The sequence below is a fragment of the Caballeronia terrestris genome (assembly GCF_001544515.1).
Taxonomy (GTDB): domain Bacteria; phylum Pseudomonadota; class Gammaproteobacteria; order Burkholderiales; family Burkholderiaceae; genus Caballeronia; species Caballeronia terrestris.
Genome location: NZ_FCOL02000043.1, coordinates 13,454 through 35,495, shown reverse-complemented (window position 1 = coordinate 35,495; position 22,042 = coordinate 13,454). Strand labels below are relative to the sequence as shown.

The 22,042-nt window shown below is 63.2% G+C and carries 25 protein-coding genes and 1 pseudogene; 13 read left to right on the top strand and 13 right to left on the bottom strand.

Features of this window, described 5'->3' with window-relative positions; translation table 11 throughout:
- Positions 1-152 precede the first annotated feature (152 nt).
- Together dctA and AWB67_RS25860 are read left to right on the top strand one after the other, a co-directional pair.
- A complete protein-coding gene (dctA, locus tag AWB67_RS25865; RefSeq protein ID WP_087659062.1) occupies positions 153-1,511 on the top strand; it encodes a C4-dicarboxylate transporter DctA in 1,359 nt (452 codons plus the stop codon).
- A 19-nt stretch (positions 1,512-1,530) separates the two neighbouring features.
- Positions 1,531-1,896, top strand: a pseudogene (locus AWB67_RS25860) (malic enzyme-like NAD(P)-binding protein); the annotation flags it as partial.
- A gap of 13 nt (positions 1,897-1,909) precedes the next feature.
- On the opposite strand, the gene AWB67_RS25855 reads toward AWB67_RS25860, so the two are convergent.
- Together AWB67_RS25855 and AWB67_RS25850 are read right to left on the bottom strand one after the other, a co-directional pair.
- A complete protein-coding gene (locus tag AWB67_RS25855) occupies positions 1,910-2,965 on the bottom strand; it encodes a zinc-binding metallopeptidase family protein (protein ID WP_087659061.1) in 1,056 nt (351 codons plus the stop codon).
- A gap of 13 nt (positions 2,966-2,978) precedes the next feature.
- Complete coding sequence (locus AWB67_RS25850; protein ID WP_087659060.1) at positions 2,979-3,785, bottom strand: transglutaminase-like domain-containing protein; 807 nt, start codon at positions 3,783-3,785, stop codon at positions 2,979-2,981.
- Between the two features lie 403 nt (positions 3,786-4,188).
- Here AWB67_RS25850 and AWB67_RS25845 point away from each other — a divergent pair, with 403 nt between their 5' ends.
- Positions 4,189-5,319: a zinc-dependent alcohol dehydrogenase family protein gene (locus tag AWB67_RS25845; RefSeq protein WP_087659059.1), complete on the top strand. Its 1,131-nt coding sequence runs from the start codon at positions 4,189-4,191 to the stop codon at positions 5,317-5,319.
- 4 nt (positions 5,320-5,323) lie between these two features.
- On the opposite strand, the gene AWB67_RS25840 is transcribed toward AWB67_RS25845, so the two are convergent.
- The 4 genes from AWB67_RS25840 to AWB67_RS39690 all read right to left on the bottom strand — a co-directional run bounded on the left by AWB67_RS25840 (position 5,324) and on the right by AWB67_RS39690 (position 7,553).
- Complete coding sequence (locus tag AWB67_RS25840) at positions 5,324-5,539, bottom strand: hypothetical protein (protein ID WP_087659058.1); 216 nt, start codon at positions 5,537-5,539, stop codon at positions 5,324-5,326.
- Between the two features lie 187 nt (positions 5,540-5,726).
- Positions 5,727-6,014, bottom strand: a complete 288-nt coding sequence (locus tag AWB67_RS25835; RefSeq protein WP_087659057.1) for a hypothetical protein — start codon at positions 6,012-6,014, stop codon at positions 5,727-5,729.
- A gap of 18 nt (positions 6,015-6,032) precedes the next feature.
- Complete coding sequence (locus AWB67_RS25830; RefSeq protein WP_087659056.1) at positions 6,033-6,920, bottom strand: NmrA family NAD(P)-binding protein; 888 nt, start codon at positions 6,918-6,920, stop codon at positions 6,033-6,035.
- A gap of 294 nt (positions 6,921-7,214) precedes the next feature.
- Positions 7,215-7,553: a hypothetical protein gene (locus AWB67_RS39690; RefSeq protein WP_125477668.1), complete on the bottom strand. Its 339-nt coding sequence runs from the start codon at positions 7,551-7,553 to the stop codon at positions 7,215-7,217.
- 178 nt (positions 7,554-7,731) lie between these two features.
- Here AWB67_RS39690 and AWB67_RS25820 point away from each other — a divergent pair, with 178 nt between their 5' ends.
- The 4 genes from AWB67_RS25820 (at position 7,732) to AWB67_RS25805 (ending at position 9,831) form a co-directional block, all read left to right on the top strand.
- Entirely contained in the window at positions 7,732-8,754 is a 1,023-nt protein-coding gene (locus AWB67_RS25820; RefSeq protein WP_087659054.1) for a Crp/Fnr family transcriptional regulator, read from the top strand.
- Positions 8,755-8,955: 201 nt separating this feature from the next.
- The gene (locus AWB67_RS25815) at positions 8,956-9,210 is read left to right on the top strand and encodes a hypothetical protein (RefSeq protein ID WP_087659053.1); all 255 of its coding nucleotides are present in this window, start codon (positions 8,956-8,958) and stop codon (positions 9,208-9,210) included.
- 115 nt (positions 9,211-9,325) lie between these two features.
- On the top strand, positions 9,326-9,568 hold the full coding sequence (locus tag AWB67_RS25810; RefSeq protein ID WP_087659052.1) for a hypothetical protein: 243 nt from the start codon (positions 9,326-9,328) through the stop codon (positions 9,566-9,568).
- A 2-nt stretch (positions 9,569-9,570) separates the two neighbouring features.
- Positions 9,571-9,831, top strand: coding sequence for a hypothetical protein (locus AWB67_RS25805; RefSeq protein ID WP_087659051.1), 261 nt, complete (start codon positions 9,571-9,573; stop codon positions 9,829-9,831).
- Between the two features lie 66 nt (positions 9,832-9,897).
- Here AWB67_RS25805 and AWB67_RS25800 read toward each other — a convergent pair whose 3' ends face one another.
- A complete protein-coding gene (locus tag AWB67_RS25800) occupies positions 9,898-10,731 on the bottom strand; it encodes a siderophore-interacting protein (RefSeq protein WP_087659050.1) in 834 nt (277 codons plus the stop codon).
- 7 nt (positions 10,732-10,738) lie between these two features.
- Complete coding sequence (locus AWB67_RS25795; RefSeq protein ID WP_087659049.1) at positions 10,739-11,446, bottom strand: PadR family transcriptional regulator; 708 nt, start codon at positions 11,444-11,446, stop codon at positions 10,739-10,741.
- A 148-nt stretch (positions 11,447-11,594) separates the two neighbouring features.
- Here AWB67_RS25795 and AWB67_RS25790 point away from each other — a divergent pair, with 148 nt between their 5' ends.
- Positions 11,595-12,446, top strand: a complete 852-nt coding sequence (locus AWB67_RS25790; RefSeq protein WP_087659048.1) for a shikimate dehydrogenase family protein — start codon at positions 11,595-11,597, stop codon at positions 12,444-12,446.
- 13 nt (positions 12,447-12,459) lie between these two features.
- Here the strand turns inward: AWB67_RS25790 and AWB67_RS25785 are convergent, their stop codons facing one another.
- The 5 genes from AWB67_RS25785 to AWB67_RS25765 form a co-directional block, all read right to left on the bottom strand.
- Complete coding sequence (locus AWB67_RS25785) at positions 12,460-13,149, bottom strand: substrate-binding domain-containing protein (protein ID WP_087659047.1); 690 nt, start codon at positions 13,147-13,149, stop codon at positions 12,460-12,462.
- 21 nt (positions 13,150-13,170) lie between these two features.
- Positions 13,171-13,854: a 4-carboxy-4-hydroxy-2-oxoadipate aldolase/oxaloacetate decarboxylase gene (ligK, locus tag AWB67_RS25780; protein WP_087659075.1), complete on the bottom strand. Its 684-nt coding sequence runs from the start codon at positions 13,852-13,854 to the stop codon at positions 13,171-13,173.
- Between the two features lie 2 nt (positions 13,855-13,856).
- Positions 13,857-14,882 (bottom strand): amidohydrolase family protein, encoded by a 1,026-nt coding sequence (locus tag AWB67_RS25775; RefSeq protein WP_087659046.1) that lies wholly within the window; start codon positions 14,880-14,882, stop codon positions 13,857-13,859.
- A gap of 67 nt (positions 14,883-14,949) precedes the next feature.
- Positions 14,950-16,299, bottom strand: coding sequence for an MFS transporter (locus tag AWB67_RS25770; RefSeq protein ID WP_087659045.1), 1,350 nt, complete (start codon positions 16,297-16,299; stop codon positions 14,950-14,952).
- A 48-nt stretch (positions 16,300-16,347) separates the two neighbouring features.
- Positions 16,348-17,649, bottom strand: coding sequence for a gallate dioxygenase (locus AWB67_RS25765; RefSeq protein ID WP_087659044.1), 1,302 nt, complete (start codon positions 17,647-17,649; stop codon positions 16,348-16,350).
- A gap of 538 nt (positions 17,650-18,187) precedes the next feature.
- On the opposite strand from AWB67_RS25765, the gene AWB67_RS25760 reads away from it, so the two are divergent.
- The 5 genes from AWB67_RS25760 to AWB67_RS25740 all read left to right on the top strand — a co-directional run bounded on the left by AWB67_RS25760 (position 18,188) and on the right by AWB67_RS25740 (position 21,832).
- Complete coding sequence (locus AWB67_RS25760) at positions 18,188-19,228, top strand: zinc-dependent alcohol dehydrogenase family protein (protein ID WP_087659043.1); 1,041 nt, start codon at positions 18,188-18,190, stop codon at positions 19,226-19,228.
- A 235-nt stretch (positions 19,229-19,463) separates the two neighbouring features.
- Positions 19,464-19,655, top strand: coding sequence for a hypothetical protein (locus tag AWB67_RS25755; protein WP_087659042.1), 192 nt, complete (start codon positions 19,464-19,466; stop codon positions 19,653-19,655).
- The gene (locus tag AWB67_RS25750; RefSeq protein ID WP_087659041.1) at positions 19,656-19,922 is read left to right on the top strand and encodes a DUF1488 family protein; all 267 of its coding nucleotides are present in this window, start codon (positions 19,656-19,658) and stop codon (positions 19,920-19,922) included.
- 94 nt (positions 19,923-20,016) lie between these two features.
- Positions 20,017-20,220, top strand: coding sequence for a cold-shock protein (locus tag AWB67_RS25745; protein WP_087659040.1), 204 nt, complete (start codon positions 20,017-20,019; stop codon positions 20,218-20,220).
- 235 nt (positions 20,221-20,455) lie between these two features.
- Positions 20,456-21,832, top strand: a complete 1,377-nt coding sequence (locus AWB67_RS25740) for a sensor domain-containing diguanylate cyclase (RefSeq protein WP_235025316.1) — start codon at positions 20,456-20,458, stop codon at positions 21,830-21,832.
- Positions 21,833-22,042: the final 210 nt, after the last annotated feature.

Sequence of the window (22,042 nt, the reverse complement as noted above, 5' to 3'; positions counted from 1 at the left end):
ACGGCAAAAGCGCCGGCGCACACCGTCGGCGCAGCGTTCACAAAAAGACAAAAGAACGCAGGCGAATTCCCTTCGTGCGTACCACAGCGGACTACCCCGCCGTGGGCGCTCGTCCGGATTTCATTGAAAGACGCCAGGCATAGGAGACAGTCATGCTGGTATCAAAGATCAGGACATCGCTTTCGAAGCTCTACGTTCAGGTTCTCATCGGCATCATCGCGGGCATTTTGCTTGGGCACTTCTACCCCGATATCGGCTCGCAGTTGAAGCCGCTCGGGGATCTCTTCATCAAACTGATCCGGATGCTGCTCGCGCCGATCATCTTCGCGTCCGTCGTGGTCGGCATTGCCCGCATGAGCAATCTTCATGAGGCGGGCCGCGTCGGCATGAAGGCTGTGCTGTACTTCGAAATTGCATCGACGATTGCACTGGTGGTCGGTCTGGTGGTCGTGAATCTGGTCAAGCCTGGCGCAGGCATGAACATCGACCCCGCGCATATCGACAGTTCGGCCATCGCCACCTACACGCAGGCGGCGAAGCAACACGGGATGCTCGATTTCTTCATGAGCATCGTGCCGAACAGCATCGTCGGCGCGTTCGCGAACGGGGAGATTCTGCCGGTCATCTTCTTCTCGGTATTGCTCGCCATCGCGCTCGCCAAGCTGGGGCCGCGCACCGCGCCGTTCGTGGACATGCTCGACATGTTCCTGCAAGGCATGTTCGGCGTGGTGCGGATCGTGATGTACGTCGCACCGGTCGGCGCGTTCGGCGGCATGGCGTTCACGATCGCGAAGTATGGCATCGGCACGCTGGCGTCGTTCGGGCAGTTGATGCTGTGCCTGTATCTGACGTCGATCTTCTTCGTGGTCGTCGTGCTGGGCTTCGTCATGCGCATGTGCGGATTGTCGCTGTGGAAGTATCTCCGCTACATCAAGGACGAACTCTTCATCACGCTCGGCACTGCATCGACGGAAGCGGTGCTCCCGCAGATGCTCATCAAGATGGAGAAGATGGGATGCTCGCGGCCTGTCGTCGGGATGGTGTTGCCGACCGGCTATACCTTCAACGCAGACGGAACCGCGATCTATCTGACGATGGCGGCGATGTTCATCGCGCAGGCGATGAACGTTCAGCTCACGCTCTGGGATCAGTTGCTCGTGCTCGGCGTGCTCTTGCTGACATCGAAGGGATCGGCGGGCGTGGCTGGAGCCGGCTTCGTGGCGCTGGCTGCGACGCTCGCCACGATGCACAAGATTCCGGTGGAAGGGCTGGTGCTGCTGCTCGGCGTCGACCGGTTCCTGAACGAGGCTCGCGCGGTGACCAACCTGATCGGCAACGGTGTGGCGACCATCGTCGTGGCGCGGTGGGAAGGCGAACTCGACATGAACACGGCGCGCGCGATGCTCGACCGTACAGGCGACACGAGTATCGACGCCCTGGAGCCGATCGGCGAGCCCGCGGGCCAGCTAGCCGCAGTACAGGAACCGATCGCCCGCTCCAACGTTCACTGAGGCTTTACCCGGCGGCGGGCCGGAACCCGCGCTCGAAGTGCGCCCGGACGCCGTGCTCGCCACCGGCCGCACGGACTATCCGAATCAGGTCAACAACGTCCTCTGCTTCCCGTTCATTTTCCGCGGCACGCTCGATGCAGGTGCGACCACGGTCACGCGCGAGATGGAAATCGCTGCCGTGAACGCGGTCGCGGAACTCGCGCGCCAGGAACAGAGCGATATCGTCGCGACGGTTTATGGTATTCAGGATTTGTCGTTCGGTCCGGAATATCTGATTCCGAAGCCTTTCGATCCGCGTCTGATCGTCAAGATTGCGCCGGCCGTGGCGAAAGCCGCGATGGATTCCGGCGTCGCGACGCGTCCGATCGAGGACATGGAAGCGTACGGGTTAGCCGACCCTACCGCGACACCTTCGCCTCGATAACCCGATGCACGAACCTCAGCTTCTTCACCGCAGCGGGAGCGAGAGCGAACGGATACGGGTCGGGCATCCCGAGACTTCGATTCAGGCTGTTCATCGCGTAGGTGAGGGGATACCACTGCTTCATCAGGCTATCGAAGCTCGGCGGACCCGCGAGCGCCTGAGCCGCGAACTTCGGGTCGCGGGGATTCGCGGGCGTCATGCCGATCCCGCACGCCTGCGCGGTATCGATCGTATCGACGATATGCAGGTAGTGCGCCCACGTTTCCGCCCAGTCTTCCCACGGATGCATCGTCGCGTAGGCGCTCACGTGCGTGGCGCCCCAATCCGCCGGCGCGCCCATCCGATAGTGACGCTCGAGCGCCTCGCTGTAGCTGACGCGCTCATCGCCGAACAGCGTCCGGAAGGTCCTTAGATGCGGCGTACCGGCGACGAGCCGATCGAAGTAATAGTGTCCGATCTCGTGCCTGAAGTGCCCGAGCAGCGTCCGATACGGCTCGCCCATCGCGACACGCACGCGCTCGCGACGGACGTCGTTCGCCTCCGCGATATTCATCGTGATCAGGCCGTTGTCGTGGCCTGTCAGCACCTTGTTGCCGCGACGATTCTCCAGAAATTCGAACTGCAGCCCGGCATTCGGGTCCTCTTCACGCGTATCGACGCGCAATCCCAGCGCCGCGAGCGTGTAGAGCAGCCGCCGCTTCGCCGCCTCCATCCTGAACCAGTAATAGCGCCTCCGACGCGCCTTGAGGTTCGGAATCACCGCCGTCAGACGGCACGAATGGCAAAGCGGGTCGGCTGAACTGGCCGGCACCATCCAGTTGCATATCTTCTCGACGGCGTAGTTATGACAAGGCTTGTAGCGGACGTCGCTCGCGGCGGGTTTCATTTCCCACGATCCGTCCTTCGCCTTCTCGAATGCGCTCATGTCCGACGTTTCCGGAATGAACCCGAGCGCGATGCCGCAGCGTTCGCATCGAACGTTCTCGAAGAAAACCAGATGCCCGCAGCTCGTGCAGTGAAACGTCTTCATGCCGGACGCCGCATCAGACAGGCTCGCAGATCACGGCGAATCCGGACAGCGCCGCCGGTCCGAAGGTCATGCTGATGGGAACGTCGGTTGCATCGCGGCCGCGCGCCATCAATATGCGGCCGGTGCGCGGTGCGTTGTTGCGCGGATCGAAGGTCTGCCACGTGCCGCCGAGATACGCCTCGAACCACGCGCAGAAGTCCTGCGATGCATACGGCGGCGGCAGATTGACGTCGCTGATGTAGCCGGTGCAATAGCGCGCGGGAATGTTCATCGCGCGGCAAAGCGCGACCGCCAGATGAGCGTAATCCCGGCACACGCCGATCGCTTCCTGGTGCGCCCCGTAAGCGGTTCGCGTGGGGCGCGCCGTCTTGTAGTCGAACTTGATGTGCGAGTGCGCGTAGTCGCAGATCGCCTGCACGCGCGTGCGTCCGGAAGGCAGACCGCCGAACATTTGCCATGCTACGTCGGAGAGAAGGTCCGTCTCACAGTAGCGGCTGCCCAGCAGAAACTGAAGGCAATCGGAGGGAAGCTCTTCGACGGCGTGCTGACGATCGTCGGCCGGGAAGGTTTCGTGCGTGTCGGGCACTTCGAGCACGCCTTCGGCCGATACCGACAACGATCCGTACGACGGTGTCACGATGCGCGTGCACAAGTTGCCGAACCCATCGTAATACTGCGTGAGCGGCACGGGCGGATCGAAGACGATGCGGTCGGGAACGATCACGCTGTCCACCATCGACGGGTGCGTGTTCAGCATGAGAACCGCAGGCGTCGCGTGCGGACATGTGTAGGTCAATTCGAAGCCAACACGGAGTTTCATTTGACCTGCGCCTTACTTGGATAATCGATAAATTTCGCCTCACAGACATTGCGCGAGGCGGCGGTTCTACGGGTAAGTGGTGCGCGGAGGGAGGCTCACAATCGCGCCTGTCGGCATGCTAATGCCGCAACCGTTGTTCCTGGTGAGATCGCGCTCGCCCAAAAAAGCGCAATGGGCACGCTTCCAGCACGACTGTGAAGCAAAATAAGAGCCAACTGCCTTCAGGCGGAGCAGCGTGGGCGAAAAGCACCTCGGCGCGAGTCGCTTTTTCGGCGGCTGCCTCGCTACCAGTCAAAGTTGCGCTTCGTTGCCCAGACGCCCGCAATCGCTGAGCGGGTATCCTTTCTGCATGCCGATGTCCTCGGCGTCGAGGAACCCCAAAACTCAATACGGAGACAGTGCCATGAAGATCAAGGCAGCAGTTCTGCACGAAATGGGGGCAGCGACGCCCTATGCCGATACACGCCCCTTGCATATCGAAGAGCTCGAACTGGCGCCGCCAGGCCGCGACGAAGTGTTGATCAAGATCGCGGCGGCCGGTCTCTGTCATTCAGATTTGTCCGTCATCAACGGCGACCGGCCCCGTCCGTTGCCGATGGCGCTCGGACACGAGGCGTCGGGCGTCGTCGAGCAACTAGGCGAGGGTGTCACCGATCTTCAGGTCGGCGATCACGTCGTCGTCGTGTTCGTGCCGAGCTGCGGACACTGTGCGCCGTGTGCCGAAGGGCGGCCGGCGTTGTGCGAACCAGGCGCGGCGGCGAACGGTGCCGGGACGCTGCTCTCCGGCGCACGGCGTCTCACACGCGGCGGCGGCGAGGCGTTGAACCATCACCTCGGTTGCTCCGTGTTCGCCGAGTACGCGACCGTCTCGCGCCGTTCGGTCGTGAAGATCAGTCGCGACGTTCCGCTCGACGAAGCCGCGCTCTTCGGCTGTGCCGTGCTGACCGGCGTCGGCGCGGTCGTCAATACAGCGCAGGTGCGCGCAGGCGCATCGGTGGCGGTGATCGGGCTGGGCGGCGTCGGGCTGGCGGCGCTGATCGGCGCGCATGCGGCGGGCGCGCGGCAGATCATCGCGATCGATCTCGCCGACGACAAGCTGGAGCAGGCCCGCGCGCTCGGCGCGACGCACACGGTCAACGCGGGTCAGGACGATGCGTTCGAGCAGATTCGCGCGCTGAGCGCGGGCGGCGTCGAGTTCGCGTTCGAGTTTGCTGGCTCGATCCGCGCGCTGGATCTGGCGTATCGCATTACGCGTCGCGGCGGGATGACCGTCACGGCGGGTCTGCCGCCTTCAACAGCGCTCTGGCCGTTGCCCGCGGTGAGTCTCGTCGCGGAAGAGCGCACGGTGAAGGGGAGTTATATCGGTACGTGCGTGCCGTCGCGGGACATCCCGCGCTATGTTGATCTGTACGCGCAGGGCCGGTTGCCGGTGAACAAGCTGCTGACGGGACGCCTCAAGCTCGACGAAATCAATCGCGGGTTCGACCTGCTGCACGAAGGCAAGGCGATCCGGCAGGTGGTGGTTTTCGATTAAACCGTCAAGCCGCCCGCCTGGACCGATCGTCGATCCACAGACGCGCCCATCTGGACGCGTAGGCAATCGCATGATCGGGGTCGAAGAAGTAGTCGAGGTCGTCGAACGTATAGGAACGACCATGCGGCGACGTCCCGTTCACGATGGTCAGGTTGGCGGCATACAACCCGCTCGGCAACGGCTGCGCTGACGGCTCGACTTCGTATCCTTTATATCGCATGTGCTTATGACCTGAAATGCTGCTTGCGAGCGAAATTGCCCGCTGCGTTTCAGGCTAGTGCGTCGAGTGCGCAACTTGAACCAATGGATTGGGCTAAGCAAATCAGAAGCGGGACCAGTACGACATGAGGTGACGGCTTCAAAGCGTGCGAAACGGTGGCCCGAGGCCACCGTTCCTGCTACCGCGGTCAATGTCCGATCAACGTGCCGAGCGGCGCGAGCGGAACGATCGGATAGAGCTCGAAGGTCAGCAGCTTATCGACACCGAGCGGCAGCGCCTTGAGCAGACGATCTGCTTCGTCGACGGAATCGACGCTCATCAGAAAGATCACGCCGACTCCGTTTTCCCGCATCCAGAACTGTTCCATCTTGCCGTCGAGGTACAACTGCAGGGTGGCGGGGACTTCAGTGGGCATGTAGTGCGCGAGCTGTTCCTGCGTGAGCGGAATCAGCGATCCAACGGCCATGACTTTCATGATTTTTCCTTGGATGAGTTAGACGGCTTGCGGATTCAACCGGTCCGCATGGGCGCGCGCGAACTCCTTGACGCTCATCGGTTTCTTGCCTGTAATCCGCTCGACGTTGTCGTTCATGCCTGACATCACGCCGCGCTGGTAGTCGTCCATCGCCGCGACGAGGTGCTCGACGATGTACGCGGGCACGCCCACTGATTCCATCGATTGGCGGTATTCATCGATCGAGATGTCTTCGAAGACGATCTCGCGGCCGAGCGCCTCGCTCAACTCCGACGCCATCTGCTCGTGGTCCATTTCGACCGGCCCGAAGAGCGGATAGGTCTGCCCGATATGTCCGCTCGGGTCTTTCAGCAGCGCGGCAATGACGCGGCCCTGATCTTCCGCGCCGATCGCGGCATGGCGGCCTTTGCCGACCGGCAGGCGGAGGACGCCTTTATCGAGGAAGGTCGGCAGTTGCCACGGGTAGAAGAGCCATTCGAGGAAATAGGTCGGACGCAGATGGATGACGTTGAGTCCCGACGCGCTGAGCAGCTGCTCAGCAACATAGTGATCCTTCGACGACGGACTCTTCGATGTGCGGCTCGCCGAACGCTGCGACAGGTTGACGATGGTTTCGACGCCGGCTTCCCGCGCGGCCTGGGCGAAGTAGGCGGTTGCGGTGATGAGGCCGGGCGCGACGGGATAGACGAGGTATGCGGCATCGACGCCTTCCATCGCGGCGCGAATCTCGTCGACGTTCTGCAGATCACCCACGACGATTTCGGCGCCGAGCTTTTGCAGCGAGTCCGACCGGCCGTCGATGCGGCGCACGAGGGCGCGCACTTGCAGTCCGGCTTCGATGGATTCCTTGACGGCGGCGCGGCCGGTGTCGCCCGTTGCGCCGGTAATCAGTACTTTGCGGCTCATGATGATTATCCTTGAAAGTGAGAGGGTTGCTTGCATTTCGAATCAGCTGCTTCGCATGTGAGGCGAACCGTGAGGTGCCTGTGTGAGAGAGCACATCGCTGCGGTGAATGAAGAATGAGGCCGATCGCAGAGCCGCGGTAGCCATTGGATTTCGCTAACTTCTATGCCGGGCCAGCATCAATGAGAAGGCGCGCAGGATCTGCGCGCGCTGACGTTGAGAAGGAGAGGATGAACGGGGCTTCTGGCTTTCCAGTTTTGAAGCGCGATGAAGCCCATCAAACGGTCAAAGCAACTTCAAGGCTTGGCAGAAGCCCCATCCAGAGGCCCGTCCAGCAACTGCGGCGAAACAGTCTTGAGTACATGAACCAGTTGCTGAACGCAATGCCGTGCCTCGTCGGGCGAATTGGCATCGAGGACGTCGATGAGGTTGACGAGCACGCCAAGAAACGCATCGGAAGTCGGCATCACGCGAGCGCGCGCATGCAGATAACTGCTATGCCCAAAGACCTGCTGAATGAAGTCGCGCTGCCGCAATAGAAACTCGGCGTCGGATACAGGTTCGGTAAGCGCGGGCAATGTCGCTTTACCGAGCGGCCCAATGGGAATCTGAATATGGGTTCGAAAAGCGTTCATGCGGCGGTTCTCCGTGTAGCAACGAGCGCCGCCGATGCGAATGGTCACAGCCCGCAATCGCAATTGCGATAGCGTATGCTATTAGCGACACAACAAAAAGACAGATACCCAAGTGTTTACATCCTGCTGTGGAGCGATTCGGATGTCAAATCGATTTGACGCCCGATGGTGTTAGATCATGGAACAGAACTGGGACGCACTCTTCGACGAACTGAAAGCGCTGGGCCGCTTTCGAAGCGATGCACAACTGGCGCATTATCTGGGCCTGACTCGGGCACAGGTCTCCGCCTGGCGCTGCGGCAAGACCAAGCTCGGCACGCTTACCAAGGTCAAGATCCTTGACGCCCTTGGTCAAGACAGCGTCCGTTCGATGATGGCGAGCCTCTTTCCTGAACAGGGACGCGACGAGGCCATCGAGTTGCATAGAACGCTCGTGGCCCGCGTCAGCACCAAAGAGATCGTCAGCGAGCACGCGACCGATGGACCCAGCGACGCACCCAGCGATGCCCCCTCGGCCAACCTGCTTCTCGCGCGGCTTCCCGTAACGGTGCGTGAGCGGATCACGCCGCATCTCTCGACCGTCTCGCTGCCGCTCGGCAAAGTGCTCTACGAACCTGGCGACCGCTTGAGCCACGTCTATCTGCCGACCACCGCCATCATCTCGATGCTCTATGTAATGGAGAACGGTGCATCGGCGGAAATTGCGATGGTCGGCAAGGAAGGCCTCCTCGGCGTCGCGTTGTTCACGGGCGGCGAAACCGTGCCGAATCGCGCGCTCGTGCAAAGCGAGGGCGAAGCCCTGCGTCTCGCCAGCAACGTGGTGAAGGAAGAATTCGCGCGCGGCGGCGCGATCCAGCATCTCTTCCTGCGCTATATCCAGGCGCTCATCACGCAGATGGCGCAGACCGCCGTGTGCAATCGTCATCATTCGATCGGACAGCAGTTCTGCCGATGGCTGCTGCTGAGTCTCGATCGTCTCGAATCCAACGACATCCGGATGACGCAGGAACTCATCGCGAACATGCTCGGCGTGCGGCGCGCCGGCGTGACCGAAGCTGCCAGGGAGTTGCAGCGGATAGGCGCGATCCGGTATAACCGCGGCCTCATCTCGGTCGTGAACCGGCGTGCGGTCGAAGATCAGGTCTGCGAGTGCTACCACGTCGTCAAAAGCGAAGAAGAGCGGCTTTTTCGCATGCGGTGAGGCCACGAGTACGCAGCTTGCGCCCTCCTGCTTTCCCCACATCGATCGCAGATCGAACGCGCGACGCCCACGTTTACCCCCGAGCAGCCCGGTACCGTACAGAGAAAATCGACGATTCATGTGAGTCTATGGGTTCAATGTCGATGTAATGCCGTTCGTTGCCGTTTTCGGCGGACCCGATCGGATGCAACAAGGAAGGACATGAAGCGTAACGGTGAGCAGTCTTTGCGGGAACAGATCCACAAATGGGTAGTCGATCGCGGGACCGGTAACTGGCATATCGCCAGGTTTGGCCGCACCCGGTTCACCCGAAGCCGATACGTGTATGTTGCTTGCCCGGGCATCGGCACGCCGCTCGGGATGTTCTTCTTCCGGCACAAGGACGGCTCGTGGCGTGTTTATCCGCCGCTTTCAAGCCTGCCGAGCTTCAGCTATTCCAAGGCATCGGTCGAGTAATGCTCACGTTTTGTTCGTGCGTGTCGCCCCAAAAGCGACACAGCGGCTTCAACGCATGGCTCGGGGATCTTTGGCACGTCCGGCCGCCATCGGGCCGCTGCATAAGGAGATGCCCATGCGGAGACAACTGCTCGTCCGCGCGACGCAATGGTTCGGCGATGCGCAGCACGTCGCCGAATATGAAGTCGAAAGCGGCAATTTGCGCATATCGGTCGATGGCGTGACGATTCGCGAGCTCGATCCGCCCGATTCGTGGATCGCCATCGCGTCGGTGGCGACCGCCAGCGACCAGGGCACGCAGCCCGAGGCGATCGACCTGCAGAGGCTCTTGTCCGACGTGCGCTTCCAGACAACTTGAACATGAAGAATTCCGCACACATTCGACAGCGCTCGCAGGCCATCGCGTCCGGCCGCGCGGCGCATGCGCCGCTGCCGCCGCCGCGTTCGATACACCGCCGGACGCTGCAAACGCCGCGCCGTCCCCGCGAGCGGCATCGGCTGTTGCGCAAGGTCATCGACGCGATGGAAACGTCGTGCGCGTACTATTCGTCGCCTGCGTTCTGCACGGGCTTCACGTATAGCGGACGCCCGGCGCCACGCTGCCTCTCTCGACGGGCGTGACCTCCTGTTCGGCGTGTCAGGTCCGCTTCGCTTGTCATTCACGCTAACGCATCGATCGCGAGCGCCTCATCCTTCCAGCGTCTCATGCACCGCCTGCGCGCCCCGCTTCCAGTAAGCCGACGCGCGAATCCGCCGCTTGTCGATCCCTCGCTCGACGCAAAGCAACTGACGCACCGCGCGCATGAGCGTTGCTTCGCCGGCGGCCCAGATATATCCCTCGCCGTCCGGCAGATAGATTTCCCTTAACGCCAGCAGCAGCGCTCCGCCGTCCGGATGCACCGCGTCATCGCGATAACGCCACTCCGCGTAAAGATCGGCGCGCGTATCGAATTCGATGCGCGCCGACACGTCGGCGACTTCGATCAGCGTCGCTGCGCGTGTGCCGGCCGGCAGTTCCTCCAGACGCCGCGCGATGGCGGGCAGCGCGGTTTCGTCGCCGATGAACAGATGCCAGTCGAAATGCGCCGGAATCACGAACGACCCGCGCGGCCCGCCAATGCCGAGATATTGACCGGGCGCGGCCTGTGCCGCCCACGCGGTCGCGGGGCCGGCTTCGTGCAGCGCGAATTCGATGTCGAGCTCGCGCGCGTCGCGATCGAAACGGCGCGGCGTGAAATCGCGCGCGACGGGGCGCGGCTTAGCGGGATCGAACACGGGACCATCGGGGCCTGCGACCGGAACCGTGGGCTTGAGCTCGCCCGGCTCGGGCAAAAACACCTTCACATGATCGTCGAACGAGGCGGATTCGAAATCTTCCAAGGCGTCGCCGGTAAGCGTGATCCGCACGAAGTTCGGCGTGAGTGACTGCACGCGCTTCACTTCGAGCAGGCGGAACTTGAGCGCGTGACGCACGCGCGTGATTTCGAGGTCGGGTCTGGTCTGCAGAATGTTGTCGTTCATCGTCGGTTTATTCCTTGTCGCGGGCTATGCCCTGTTCGATTTCGGCGGTCGCGCGCGCGAGGATCGCGGCGATGCGTTGCTGCTCGTCGTGCGGGGCATCGGTGCGCAAGAGCAGGGCGCGCTTCAGCGCACGACGCGCCGTGGTCAGCTCGGGGACCCAGCCGCCTTCGCTGGCGCTGTCGTCGGCTTCCTCGCCAGCGAACGCGCGGCGCACCGAATCCATCTTGCGGGCGAAGTGCGTCAGCTTGGCGAGCATCAGGTCGACGCGTTCGCGGTTCGCGGCCAGATACTCGCGCCCGGCGTCGGAGAGGGCGTAGCGCTTGCGGTTGCCCTCCAGTTCGACGGTGGTGTGGCCGAGCTCTTCGAGATACGTGAGCGCGGGGTAGACCATGCCGGGACTCGGCGCGTAGAAGCCGTTCGAGCGGTCGGCCAGTGCCTTGATGAGCTCGTAGCCGTGACGCGGCTGGTCGGCCAACAGGGCGAGCAACAGCAATTGCAGGTCGTCGGAGGTGAACTTGCGGGCGCGCGGCATGCCGCCTTCGCCGCCGAATTCACCGCGGCCGCCGGGGTTGCCGGGGCCATCGAAAAAGCGTCCGCCGCCGCCGTGTCCGCGATGGCGGCCGATGGCGAGTTGAGAAAAGCGTTCAGCCAGCTCATGCCGGCCGAAATGCGCGGCAAAGGCTTCGCCGCAGTGGTGCAGGAAATGGCGTCGCATCGATTCGCTCCAGAATGAATATCGTAAAACATATCTTAAGTTATATATCTTAAGAGTGTCTGTCAAGGAGCTTTGATGTTTCGGTTTTTTACGGAGGTTGGCCTCTGACGCGTTACGATCTCAAAAGCCCACCACGGACCCAAGCCCCATGCCCATCACCGGTACGACACGCGTTTTCATGATCGCAGGCGACCCCGTCGCGCAGGTACGCGCACCCGAGATCTACAACCACCTCTTCGAGCGGCACGGCATCGATGCGGTCCTCGTGCCGGTGAAAGTCCCGCCCGCGCGTCTCGCCGATTTCGTGCGCAACGCGTTCAGCGCGGAGAACGTCAACGGGATGTGGGTGACGATCCCGCACAAGGCCGCGATGATGGCCCTGATGGACCGCTGCGACCCCGTCGCGCAACTCGCGGGCGCTGTCAACGCGGTGCGCCGCGCTGACGACGGCGCGATCGAAGGCGCGCTGTTCGACGGCATCGGCTTCGTGAAAGGGCTGGACCATTTCGGCATTCCGCTGGAAGGCCGTCGCGTACTGGTGATCGGTGCCGGAGGAGGAGGGCAGGCGGTCGCGGCGGCGCTGGCGTTGCGCGGCGTCGGCGAACTGGCGATCTACAACCGGAGCACGGATCGCGCGGCCGACCTGTGCGCGCGACTGGCGGCGGCATCGGGTGGCGTGACGAGGGTCGCGGCGAGCCCCGATCCGGCGGGCTACAACCTGATCGTCAACTGCACGTCGCAGGGACTGAAGCAGGACGACCCGCTGCCCTTCGATCCGAAGCGCGTCGATGCGGGCGCTGCGGTCGAGGACATCATCATGACGCGCGAGCCTACGCCCTTGCTCAAGGCATGCGCGGAACTCGGCATTTCGGCTCACGCGGGATTCGAGATGCTGGTGCAGCAGATTCCCGAGTATCTGAGCTTCTTCGGCATGCCCGAGCTTGCGCGGACGCTGCAGGACGACACGTCGGAAGTGCGTACTTTGCTCTATCCGAAGTAACGCGGGGGCTTGGTCAGGCCGGCTCCATCCCATGCCGAAGCTTGGCGGAGCCGGCCTGCGCGGATGCCAGAAAAGCGATGAGTTCCTTCGCGGCTTCTTTTTGCCGAGAAGCCGTGCACACGGCGGCCGAAAACACGGTGACGACCTGAATTTCCGGCGGCAGAGCGCCGATCACTTCGATCCCCGGCAAGTGCATCATCTCGCTCAGTTGCTGGAAGCCCAGTTCGACCTGCCCGCTCGCGACGAGCGATCCGACCGGCACGCCGGGCGGCGCCTGCACGATGCGCGGCGCGATGGTGTCCGCGATGCCCCATCGTTCGAACAAAAGGCTGAGGTGAACGCCGCTCGGCCCCGTCGAATAGCCGATCGAGCGCGCGGCCAGCACCGCCTCGCGCACGGCCGCTTCGGTCGCGATATCCGGCGCCGGCGCACCCGCCGCGACCGCGATCGCCACGCCCGATCGCGCGAGACCGACGCAGCTTTGCGGATCGACGAGGCCGTCGCCAACAAGCCGGTCGATAGCATCGGCGGCAAGCACGACGATGTCGAACGGCTCGCCGTCCGCGACGCGCCTTGCAGCCGCCACGCCGCCGACCGATTCGACGACCACCGTCCGCCCCGACAGCCGCGCGTAGTCGGCGACGAGTTCGGACAGCATCTGGCGCGTCGCCATCGACGAGATGCCGGTAATGTGCTCACTCATGTTTTCCGAACCCTTTATCGATCAATCGATGTAGCGCAGCCCCGCCTGTCGCAGCGGCTCGCGCATGTCGTACATATCGAGGCCAAGCACGCCCGAGGCCAGCTTCGCGCGCTTCTCGCCTTCGAACGCTTCGCGCGCGGCCGCTTTGTCGAGCACCTTCTGCGCCATCGCCGATGGCACGATGACCACGCCGTCGTCATCGGCGACGACGACATCGCCCGGGGTCACGAGCGCGCCCGCGCACACGACCGGCACGTTCACCGAGCCGAGCGTCGCCTTGACCGTGCCCTTCGACGAAATCGCGCGGCTCCACACCGGGAAGTTCATCTCGGCCAAAACGCGCACGTCGCGCACGCCGCCGTCGATCACGAGCGCCCGCGCGCCGCGCGCCTGGAAGCTCGTCGCGAGGAGGTCGCCGAAGAAGCCGTCGGTGGATTCCGTCGTGACCGCCGCGACCACGATATCGCCTGGCCGGATCTGCTCGGCCGCGACGTGCAGCATCCAGTTGTCGCCCGGTTGCAGCAGGACGGTGACCGCCGTGCCGCTCGTCTGCGCACCCGCGTAGATCGGGCGCATGTAGGGCTTCATCAGGCCGACGCGGCCCATCGCCTCGTGAACCGTCGCCGAACCGAACGCACCGAGCTTCGTGGCGACGTCACCGTCGGCGCGATGGATGTTGCGATACACCACTCCCAGTTCAAACATGATCACAGTCCTTTCGTTTTGAGCGCCGCATCGAGGCGCGGATAGACGCGCCGCGCGTTGCCTTCGTAGATCTTGTAGCGCTCATCGGCATCGATGTGCGCGGCGTCGATATAGCGCTTCGTATCGTCGAAATAGTTGCCCGTCTCCGGATCGATGCCGCGCACCGCGCCGATCATCTCGCTCGCGAAGAGGATGTTGTCGACAGGGATCACGCGCGTCAGCAGGTCGATGCCCGGCTGGTGATAGACGCAGGTATCGAAGAAGACGTTGTTCAGCAGATGGTCCTTGAGCAGCGGCTTCTTCATCTCCTGCGCCAGGCCGCGAAAGCGTCCCCAGTGATAGGGCACGGCGCCGCCGCCATGCGGGATCACGAAACGCAGCGACGGGAAATCGCGGAACAGGTCGGAGGTGAGGCACTGCATGAACGCGGTCGTATCGGCGTTGAGATAGTGCGCCCCGGTCGTGTGGAAGCACGCGTTGCAGCTCGTGCTGACGTGGATCATCGCGGGGATGTCGTACTCGACCATCTTCTCGTAGATCGGATACCAGTAGCGGTCGGAGAGCGGCGGGCTGGTCCAGTGGCCGCCCGACGGATCGGGGTTCAGGTTGATCGCCACGTTGCCGTACTGCTCGACGCACTTCACGAGTTCGGGGATACAGGTTGCGGTATCGACGCCCGGGCTTTGCGGCAGCATCGCGGCGGGGATGAAGTGGTCGGGAAAGAGCTGTGCCACGCGAAAGCACAGCTCGTTGCAGATCGCCGCCCACGTGCTCGACACCTCGAAGTCGCCGACGTGATGCGCCATGAAGCTCGCGCGCGGGCTGAAGATCGTGAGGTCGAGGCCGCGCTCCCGCATCAGCTTCAGTTGATTCGCTTCGATCGACTCGCGCAGTTCGTCGTCGCTGATGTGCAGCTCGGAGACCTTCGGCCTCTCCGATGGGGTCTTGATGCCTGCGATCTGACGGTTGCGCCACGCTTCCAGCGCCTTGGGCGCGGTGGTGTAGTGGCCGTGAATATCGATGATCATCGTTCTTCCTCAATGCATATTCGTTTTGCCAGCGCGCGGAAAACGCAGCGCCCGCGCGCCGGCTTTCTCAATGTGCCACGGTCGGCTGCGCGACCGGGTCGCCGGCCTTCACGCGCTGGGCCAGCAGGATAGCGATGGCAGCGAGCGTCGCAGGGACGGCCAGCATCGCGAGGATCGCGCCGAATTGCCAGCCTAGGCCGAGCAGCGCTCCGCCGATCGCGGACCCGAAGATGCTGCCGAAGCGGCCCACGCCCAGCATCCAGCTCACGCCGGTGGCACGCGCGACCGTCGGATAGCGTCCCGGCGCGAAGGCGTTCAGGCCAGTCTGCGCGCCGCTCATGCAGAAGCCCGCAGCGAACACGAGCAACGTCAGCGACGACGACATCGCGCCGATCCAGCCGAGCCCGAGCACGCACAGGCCGCCGCCGAGGTACGCGGCGCTGATCACGGGCGCGGGGCGGACTTTGTCCATCATCCAGCCGACGCAGATCGCGCCGATCGTCCCGCCGATCTGAAACATCGCCGTGACGTTCGCGGCGGCCGTGACCGTCAGTCCGGCGTCCTTCATCAGCGTGGGCAGCCAGCCGGTCAGCAGGTAGATCACGAGCAGGCCCATGAAATACGTGACCCAGAGCGCCGCCGTCATCACGCCGTAGCCCTGTGAGAACAGTACGCCGATCGGCTTGCGCGTGGGCAGCGGCGGCTCGTTCGAGACGAAGACTTCGTCGCCGGCAAAGCGCTCGCCGCAGACGCGCCCGAGCACGGCGCCGATGCGCTTCGAAGTCGCGCCGCGCACTGCCAGCAGGCGCGCCGATTCGGGCAGCAGCCAGATTTGCAGCGGGATCAGCGCGAGCGGCAGGGCGCCGCCGACGAGCAGCACCGCTCGCCAGCCGTGCACCGGAATCAGCCAGCCGGCGACGAAGCCGATCAGCGCCGAGCCCAGGTTGAAGCCGGTGAACATGATCGTGATCATCAGCGAGCGCTTGCGCTGCGGCGCGTACTCGGAGAGCAGCGTCGTCGTGTTGGGCATCGCGGCGCCGAGGCCGATGCCGGTGAGCAACCGCAGGATCGCCATCGAAGTGGGCGAGTGCGTGAAGGCCGTCGCGATCGTGAAGACGCCGAACAGGAACACCGATGTGATCAGCACCCACTTGCGCCCGATCTTGTCCGAAGCGGGGCCGGCCGCCAGAGCACCTATCACGAGACCGATCGGCGCCGCGCTCATCACGAGGCCGAACGCGGGGCGCGAAATGCCCCAGTCCGCGATGATCGAAGGCGCGACGAAGCCCATGATGGCGACGTCCATGCCGTCCGCCGCGACCACGAGGAAGCACAGCGCCACCAGTAGCCACTGGTAGGGCGCGATGGGCCGCGAGTCGATGAATGATTTGATGTCGATTGTTTTGCCGCTTGTCATACGTTTCTCCTGTCTCCTGTCTCCTGTCTCCTGGGGAGTTGCCGCGTCTCAGTTCTTGCCTTTTTCGGTGCCTTCCCAATCCAGCTTCCCAGCGCTCTTTCCCGCCACCGAGTACAACGCGCCGGGCGCGTTACGCGTGCGCTGGAAGTCTTCGAGCGTCTGCCCTCGCATCGCGGCATAGATATGCAGGTTCGAAACACCGGTCACGGCGCCGAGCTTTTCGAGCATGAAAAAGATGACGCCGTAGTGCAGCAGTCCGCGCCAGTCGCGCTGGCGGATCAGGTTGCGCTCTTCATCGGACAATCCGGCCGCCTCGAAGCTCGCCTCGGGATCGCTCAGGAAAGCCTCGCGATGCGCTGGCTCGACCATCCGATGCAGGTAGTCGTTGATCCTGTAAGCCCTCACCGCAAGCTCGATCGAGAACGGATAAGTGCCTTCGAGCTTCTCGACATCCTTGAGCTGGACCGCCATCTTCTGCCGATGCCGTTCGATGACCGCCGGGTTCGTCTCACCGTCCTCGCCTTCGTAGATCGCGGTCGCGATGCCTGCCATCGACGGCAGGTAGTAGCTGCGATGCTTGCAGACCACGGTCGCCGACAGCGCGCCGCGCATCGTCAGCCACATGATCACTTCGGAGCCTTCGTAGCCGCCGAGCGCCGCGTATTCGGCGATCGTCATGTCGGCGAGCTGCTCGGGATCGCGCTCGAAGAGATCGAGGAACCGGTGGTCCCATTCCGTGTTGTTGAAACCGGCGCGCTCGCCGTGCACCTGATGCGACAGACCGCCCGTTGCGAGAATCGCGACCTTGATGTCCTCCGGATAGCTTTCGATCGCACGCCGCAGCGCCTGGCCGAGCTTGTAGAAGCGGCGCGCGCTCGGCACGGGTAACTGAAGCACGCCCATCTGCAGCGGCACGATCTTCACAGGCCATTCGGGCTTGTGCGGGCAGAGCATCGAGAGCGGCGAAAAGCAGCCGTGATCGAGCGCCTTGTTCTGGAAGAACGACATGTCGAATTCGTCGGTCATCAGCGACGTGCCGATGTGCGCGGCCAGCTCCGGATGTCCCTTGATCGGCGGCAGATCGCGTGCGCCGCCGCCTTCGTCCGCGACGTGCCATTCCGGGCCGACGCCCAGCGTGAACGCGGAGTAGTGGTCGAAGAAGAACGACGTGACGTGGTCGTTGTAGATCGTGAGAATCACGTCGGGCTTTTTCTCGGCGATCCAGTCGGCGAGCGGCGCGAAGTTCTCGAAGATCGGCGCCCAGACGGGATCGTCGCGCTTGTTCTTGTCGAACGCGAAGCCGATGGTGGGGGTGTGCGAGGCGGCGATGCCTCCGATGATCCGTGCCATACCTTTACTCCTTCATACCGATGCACCGTGACGGCGGTCCCGCTGCGAAGCGGCGACGCGACGTGCCATGCGGGGGCATCTGACCTGTTTATCGGGGCGGCGTTTCGGGCGGTGGCCATATCCACGTTCCGTTTGCGATCAGGAAAAGCGGAATTGATTCGAATTGCCGTCTGAGGTGAAAGATAGCCATGCAGCGGCCTGCCGTGAATGGGCGGGTTAACCAGATGGAATGACTATGGCGATGGCTTTTCGGGCGTTTTAGGGACCGGGCTGCGCGAATGAAGATCGGTGAAACGCATGTCAGGACAGGCGATGGCGTTGTCCACCGAATTTTGGAGAAAATTTTTGGCAACAACCCCCTACGACAGCGTCCGATAAGCAAATCAGATGGGGCAAGAATGAAGTCGCAAAGTGAGGGCTGGCGGGATTGTTCACATCAATGAAGCGCGTGGTTCGTTGACCTTCGTCAATCGCTGCGAAACGCATGCGAATAGAGTGAGTCGCACGCATCACGACACCCATGCGAAGGAGTCTTTCGATGAAGGCACTCGTCTACCACGGACCCGGCACGAAGTCGCTCGACGAGCGGCCCATGCCCGAACTCGCCGCTCCGACCGACGCCATCGTCCGGGTCACACGCACGACGATCTGCGGCACCGACCTGCACATCCTCAAGGGCGACGTCCCGACGTGCGAGCCGGGCCGCATCCTCGGACATGAGGGCGTCGGCGTGATCGAGCGCGTGGGCGCGGCGGTATCGTCATTCAAAACTGGCGATCACGTGCTGATCTCCTGCATCTCGTCGTGCGGAAAATGCGAGTTCTGTCGGCGCGGCATGTACTCGCACTGCACGACGGGCGGCTGGATACTCGGCAACAAGATCGACGGCACGCAAGCCGAATACGTGCGCATTCCTCATGCCGAAACGAGCCTGTATCCGATTCCGGCCGGCGCCGATGAAGAAGCGCTCGTGATGCTCTCAGACATCCTGCCGACCGGCTTCGAATGCGGCGTGCTGAACGGTAAGGTGCAGCCCGGCTCGACGGTGGCGATCGTCGGCGCGGGACCGATCGGGCTCGCCTCGCTCTTGACGGCGCAGTTCTATTCGCCCGCGCAGATCGTGATGATCGACCGCGACGCGAACCGGCTCGAGATCGCGCGCACGTTCGGCGCGACGGCGTGTATCGATATCGGGCGCGCGGAGGCCGTCGCGGAGATCATGAAGCTGACCGATGGCGCGGGCGTCGATTGCGCGATCGAGGCCGTGGGCGTGCCGGAGACGTTCGAGCTGTGCCAGTCGATCGTCGCGGCAGGCGGGACGATTGCGAACGTCGGCGTGCACGGGGTCAAGGCGGACCTGCATCTCGAAGCGCTCTGGGACCGCAACATCACGATCACGACGCGTCTCGTCGATACGGTCAGCACGCCGATGCTGCTCAAGACCGTGCGGTCGGGCCGGCTCGAGCCCAACAAGCTGATTACCCACCGCTTTCGCCTCGACGACATCATGAACGCGTACGAGACCTTCGGCCACGCCGCCGATACGCATGCGCTGAAGGTCATCATCGAGGCGTCGTAGTGTTCCCGGCGTTGCACGCGCTATCCGAAATGATTTGAGATAGCGCTTGCGTAGTGTCGGTTATCAGTGCATTCTCAGGGGGTCCGGTGCGCGCGCCTGCGCGCCACAGCCATCCCTCCATCGATTATCCGCAGCTTTTTCTGCCGCCTGATGTCCCAAGGCGCCGCACTCCCCGCTGCTTCAGGCCAGCCGTATCGACTGCGCCTCACCTCTTCACCCTCGAAACGGAACGAACATGACATCGCAAGTCAAAGTGGTCCCCGCAGCGCCTGTGCAGCCGAAGCAAAGCGAACACGCGGTTGCCCAGCGTGCGCGCGCGACGGCATTCGAGCGCGCGGACGCCGAGCGCGCCCAAAAGCGCCTCGACAACGACGCACGGCTCGATGTCAACGCGAGCAAGTGGCGCTACGTGTGCCTGGGCGCCTAGATGAAGAAGAGCGCCGTGGCACTGACCTTCCCCAACCCCAGCCGCAGCTACGACCCTTCGAGGCACTGCGTGTGCTTCTGGGGCTATGACAATTCGCGCGAGATTTCCTTTCTCGTCGACGATGCGATGCTGACGAAGCTGAACCCCGACGCGGGCACGGGCGAACCGGCGCTCCTCGCCGCGTTCGATCGCAACCGCGAGCGGATTCTCGGGCTGGCGAAGAATCTGTACACCGGCGGTCCGCAGAACCGATATACGATTTCCTGACCAAAGTACGAGAAACGCACCGCTTCAAACACGATGCTTCGGCGGTGCGCCGATCTTTGGCATCGATATGACACATCACATTACTGGAATGAAAATGGCAACAGGTACGGTCAAATGGTTCAACGATGCAAAGGGTTTTGGTTTCATCACGCCGGATGAAGGTGGCGACGATCTGTTCGCGCACTTCTCGGAGATCCGTTCGGAGGGCTTCAAGAGCCTGCAGGAAAACCAGAAGGTGACCTTCGAAGCGAAGAAAGGACCGAAGGGTCTGCAGGCATCGAATATCCAGCCTGTGTAAGCGACGCGTTCGCGCGAGTTGTAAAGGAAATGGCCCGCCTCGTGCGGGCCATTTTGCCATGAGGCTCCACGTCAGCGCCGTGCCTTCGCTTCAACCCGCAGCCGCTGCTAAACTAGGTTTCCTGCCCCGCCTGTAGATCGCCTCCCGTCCCGTTATCTGGTTCAGCAAAGAGGCGTTCGCGGCGCTTCGCGTGGCGTTCATTTGAAACGGCGCCACGCGCCATCTCATCGGGTTCATGGAAGCGACGCTCAGCCACATCCGCACGACGAAGAGCCACCGCATCGCAGCCGCCTGCACCGCGGCTGCGATGTTCCTCGCTGTCGTGCTCGTGTGGCCGCATGCCAAAACCGCGGCTCCCGTCGTCCCTCCGTTCCTCCCGATCTTCGCCACCTGGGTCACGTTGACTGAAGGCCTCACCGCGTTCCTGCTGTGGACGCAGTACCGCATATCAGGCCGCCTCTTCCTCGCGACACTCGCGGGCGCTTATGCGTTCGTCAGCGTCACCACTGCGATTCAATTGTTCGTATTCCCCGGCGTGTTCTCGGCTCGCGGCCTGCTCGGTGCCGGACCGCAAAGCGCGATCTGGATCTGGGTCTTCTGGCATGGCGGCTTTCCGACGCTCGTGATGGTCGCGCTCGCGGTGCGTGCAGCGCACCGCCCCGCCATCGACGATTCCGTCGCGCGGCATCGCATCGGCCGTGCGGTGATTGCCGGCGCCATTGCGCTCAGTGCCGCGCTCTGCGCCTTGTCGGTGTACCAAGGCTTATTGCTGCCGAGCCTGATCTCGGGGACGTCGTACACGCAACTGTCGAGTAATCCGGTTGCCGTGCTGGTCGTAGCGCTCTGTGTGGCAGCGCTGGCCTTGCACGTATCCACGACGCGCCTTCGGACGTTGATGGACCTCTGGCTCGCGATCGCGCTGCTCGCCGGCCTTGCCGACGTCGCGCTGACGCTCAACGCGAGTGCGCGCTACAGCGTCGGCTGGTACGCGGCGCGCGTCGCTTCGATGTTCGCCGCGAGCGCGGTGCTCGGCATGCTCGTGTACGAGACGAGCGGTCTCTATCGCAAGCTGAGCGCGGCGCATCTGGCGCTGAAGGAGTCGGCGGCACACGACGGGCTGACGGGCATCTTCAACCGCGCTTCCTTCGATGAACGCTATCCGCGTGAGATGGCGGCGGCTGCGGTGTCGGGCCAGCCGCTTTCGCTGCTGCTGCTCGACGTCGATCATTTCAAACGCTTCAACGATACGTTCGGGCATCAGGCCGGCGATGAGTGCTTGCGGCGGGTTGCGCGTGCGCTCGAAGCGTGTTTGCGGCGTCAGGGCGATTTCGTTGCGCGGTATGGCGGCGAGGAATTCGTCGTGGTGCTGCCGGGCTGCGATCGGCGTGCTGGACTCGCGATTGCGGAGACGTCTCGCAAGGCGATCGATCAGCTCGAGATGCGCGGGCCGTCGGGTGATGTGCAGCGTGTGACTATTTCGATCGGGTATGCATCGTCGGTGTCGGGCGGGACAAATGATCCCGCGGCGTTGGTCGCGCTTGCCGATGCGGCGCTTTATCGGGCGAAGGCGCTTGGCCGGAATCGGGTTGAGGAAGCGAGCGCTTCCGTTTGAGTCAGCAACCCGCCAACGCCGCCCGCATCGTCCCGAATCTCCTTCGATACTGTGCGCCGGTGTCAAACTCACGTTCCGTCGAAAGAACCGGCTGAAAAACCCCGTATTCTCGTAACCCACTTCATTGGCGATCGCCTCGATCGGCTGATGATCGGATTCGAGCATCTGTTGGCTTCTCCCAGCCGCGACGTGTGCACGTAGCCCACGGGC

Coding starts and splice junctions, on each gene's coding strand:
- AWB67_RS25840 (WP_087659058.1), bottom strand. CDS start 5,539: ATGCGATATAAAGGATACGAAGTCGAGCCGTCAGCGCAGCCGTTGCCG.
- AWB67_RS25765 (WP_087659044.1), bottom strand. CDS start 17,649: ATGGCACGGATCATCGGAGGCATCGCCGCCTCGCACACCCCCACCATC.
- AWB67_RS25855 (WP_087659061.1), bottom strand. CDS start 2,965: ATGAAGACGTTTCACTGCACGAGCTGCGGGCATCTGGTTTTCTTCGAG.
- AWB67_RS25835 (WP_087659057.1), bottom strand. CDS start 6,014: ATGAAAGTCATGGCCGTTGGATCGCTGATTCCGCTCACGCAGGAACAG.
- dctA (WP_087659062.1), top strand. CDS start 153: ATGCTGGTATCAAAGATCAGGACATCGCTTTCGAAGCTCTACGTTCAG.
- AWB67_RS25845 (WP_087659059.1), top strand. CDS start 4,189: ATGAAGATCAAGGCAGCAGTTCTGCACGAAATGGGGGCAGCGACGCCC.
- AWB67_RS25820 (WP_087659054.1), top strand. CDS start 7,732: ATGGAACAGAACTGGGACGCACTCTTCGACGAACTGAAAGCGCTGGGC.
- AWB67_RS25760 (WP_087659043.1), top strand. CDS start 18,188: ATGAAGGCACTCGTCTACCACGGACCCGGCACGAAGTCGCTCGACGAG.
- AWB67_RS25830 (WP_087659056.1), bottom strand. CDS start 6,920: ATGAGCCGCAAAGTACTGATTACCGGCGCAACGGGCGACACCGGCCGC.
- AWB67_RS25850 (WP_087659060.1), bottom strand. CDS start 3,785: ATGAAACTCCGTGTTGGCTTCGAATTGACCTACACATGTCCGCACGCG.
- AWB67_RS39690 (WP_125477668.1), bottom strand. CDS start 7,553: ATGAACGCTTTTCGAACCCATATTCAGATTCCCATTGGGCCGCTCGGT.
- AWB67_RS25775 (WP_087659046.1), bottom strand. CDS start 14,882: ATGATCATCGATATTCACGGCCACTACACCACCGCGCCCAAGGCGCTG.
- AWB67_RS25815 (WP_087659053.1), top strand. CDS start 8,956: ATGAAGCGTAACGGTGAGCAGTCTTTGCGGGAACAGATCCACAAATGG.
- AWB67_RS25790 (WP_087659048.1), top strand. CDS start 11,595: ATGCCCATCACCGGTACGACACGCGTTTTCATGATCGCAGGCGACCCC.
- AWB67_RS25795 (WP_087659049.1), bottom strand. CDS start 11,446: ATGCGACGCCATTTCCTGCACCACTGCGGCGAAGCCTTTGCCGCGCAT.
- AWB67_RS25800 (WP_087659050.1), bottom strand. CDS start 10,731: ATGAACGACAACATTCTGCAGACCAGACCCGACCTCGAAATCACGCGC.
- AWB67_RS25750 (WP_087659041.1), top strand. CDS start 19,656: ATGAAGAAGAGCGCCGTGGCACTGACCTTCCCCAACCCCAGCCGCAGC.
- AWB67_RS25770 (WP_087659045.1), bottom strand. CDS start 16,299: ATGACAAGCGGCAAAACAATCGACATCAAATCATTCATCGACTCGCGG.
- ligK (WP_087659075.1), bottom strand. CDS start 13,854: ATGTTTGAACTGGGAGTGGTGTATCGCAACATCCATCGCGCCGACGGT.
- AWB67_RS25745 (WP_087659040.1), top strand. CDS start 20,017: ATGGCAACAGGTACGGTCAAATGGTTCAACGATGCAAAGGGTTTTGGT.
- AWB67_RS25740 (WP_235025316.1), top strand. CDS start 20,456: ATGGAAGCGACGCTCAGCCACATCCGCACGACGAAGAGCCACCGCATC.
- AWB67_RS25805 (WP_087659051.1), top strand. CDS start 9,571: ATGAAGAATTCCGCACACATTCGACAGCGCTCGCAGGCCATCGCGTCC.
- AWB67_RS25785 (WP_087659047.1), bottom strand. CDS start 13,149: ATGAGTGAGCACATTACCGGCATCTCGTCGATGGCGACGCGCCAGATG.
- AWB67_RS25755 (WP_087659042.1), top strand. CDS start 19,464: ATGACATCGCAAGTCAAAGTGGTCCCCGCAGCGCCTGTGCAGCCGAAG.
- AWB67_RS25810 (WP_087659052.1), top strand. CDS start 9,326: ATGCGGAGACAACTGCTCGTCCGCGCGACGCAATGGTTCGGCGATGCG.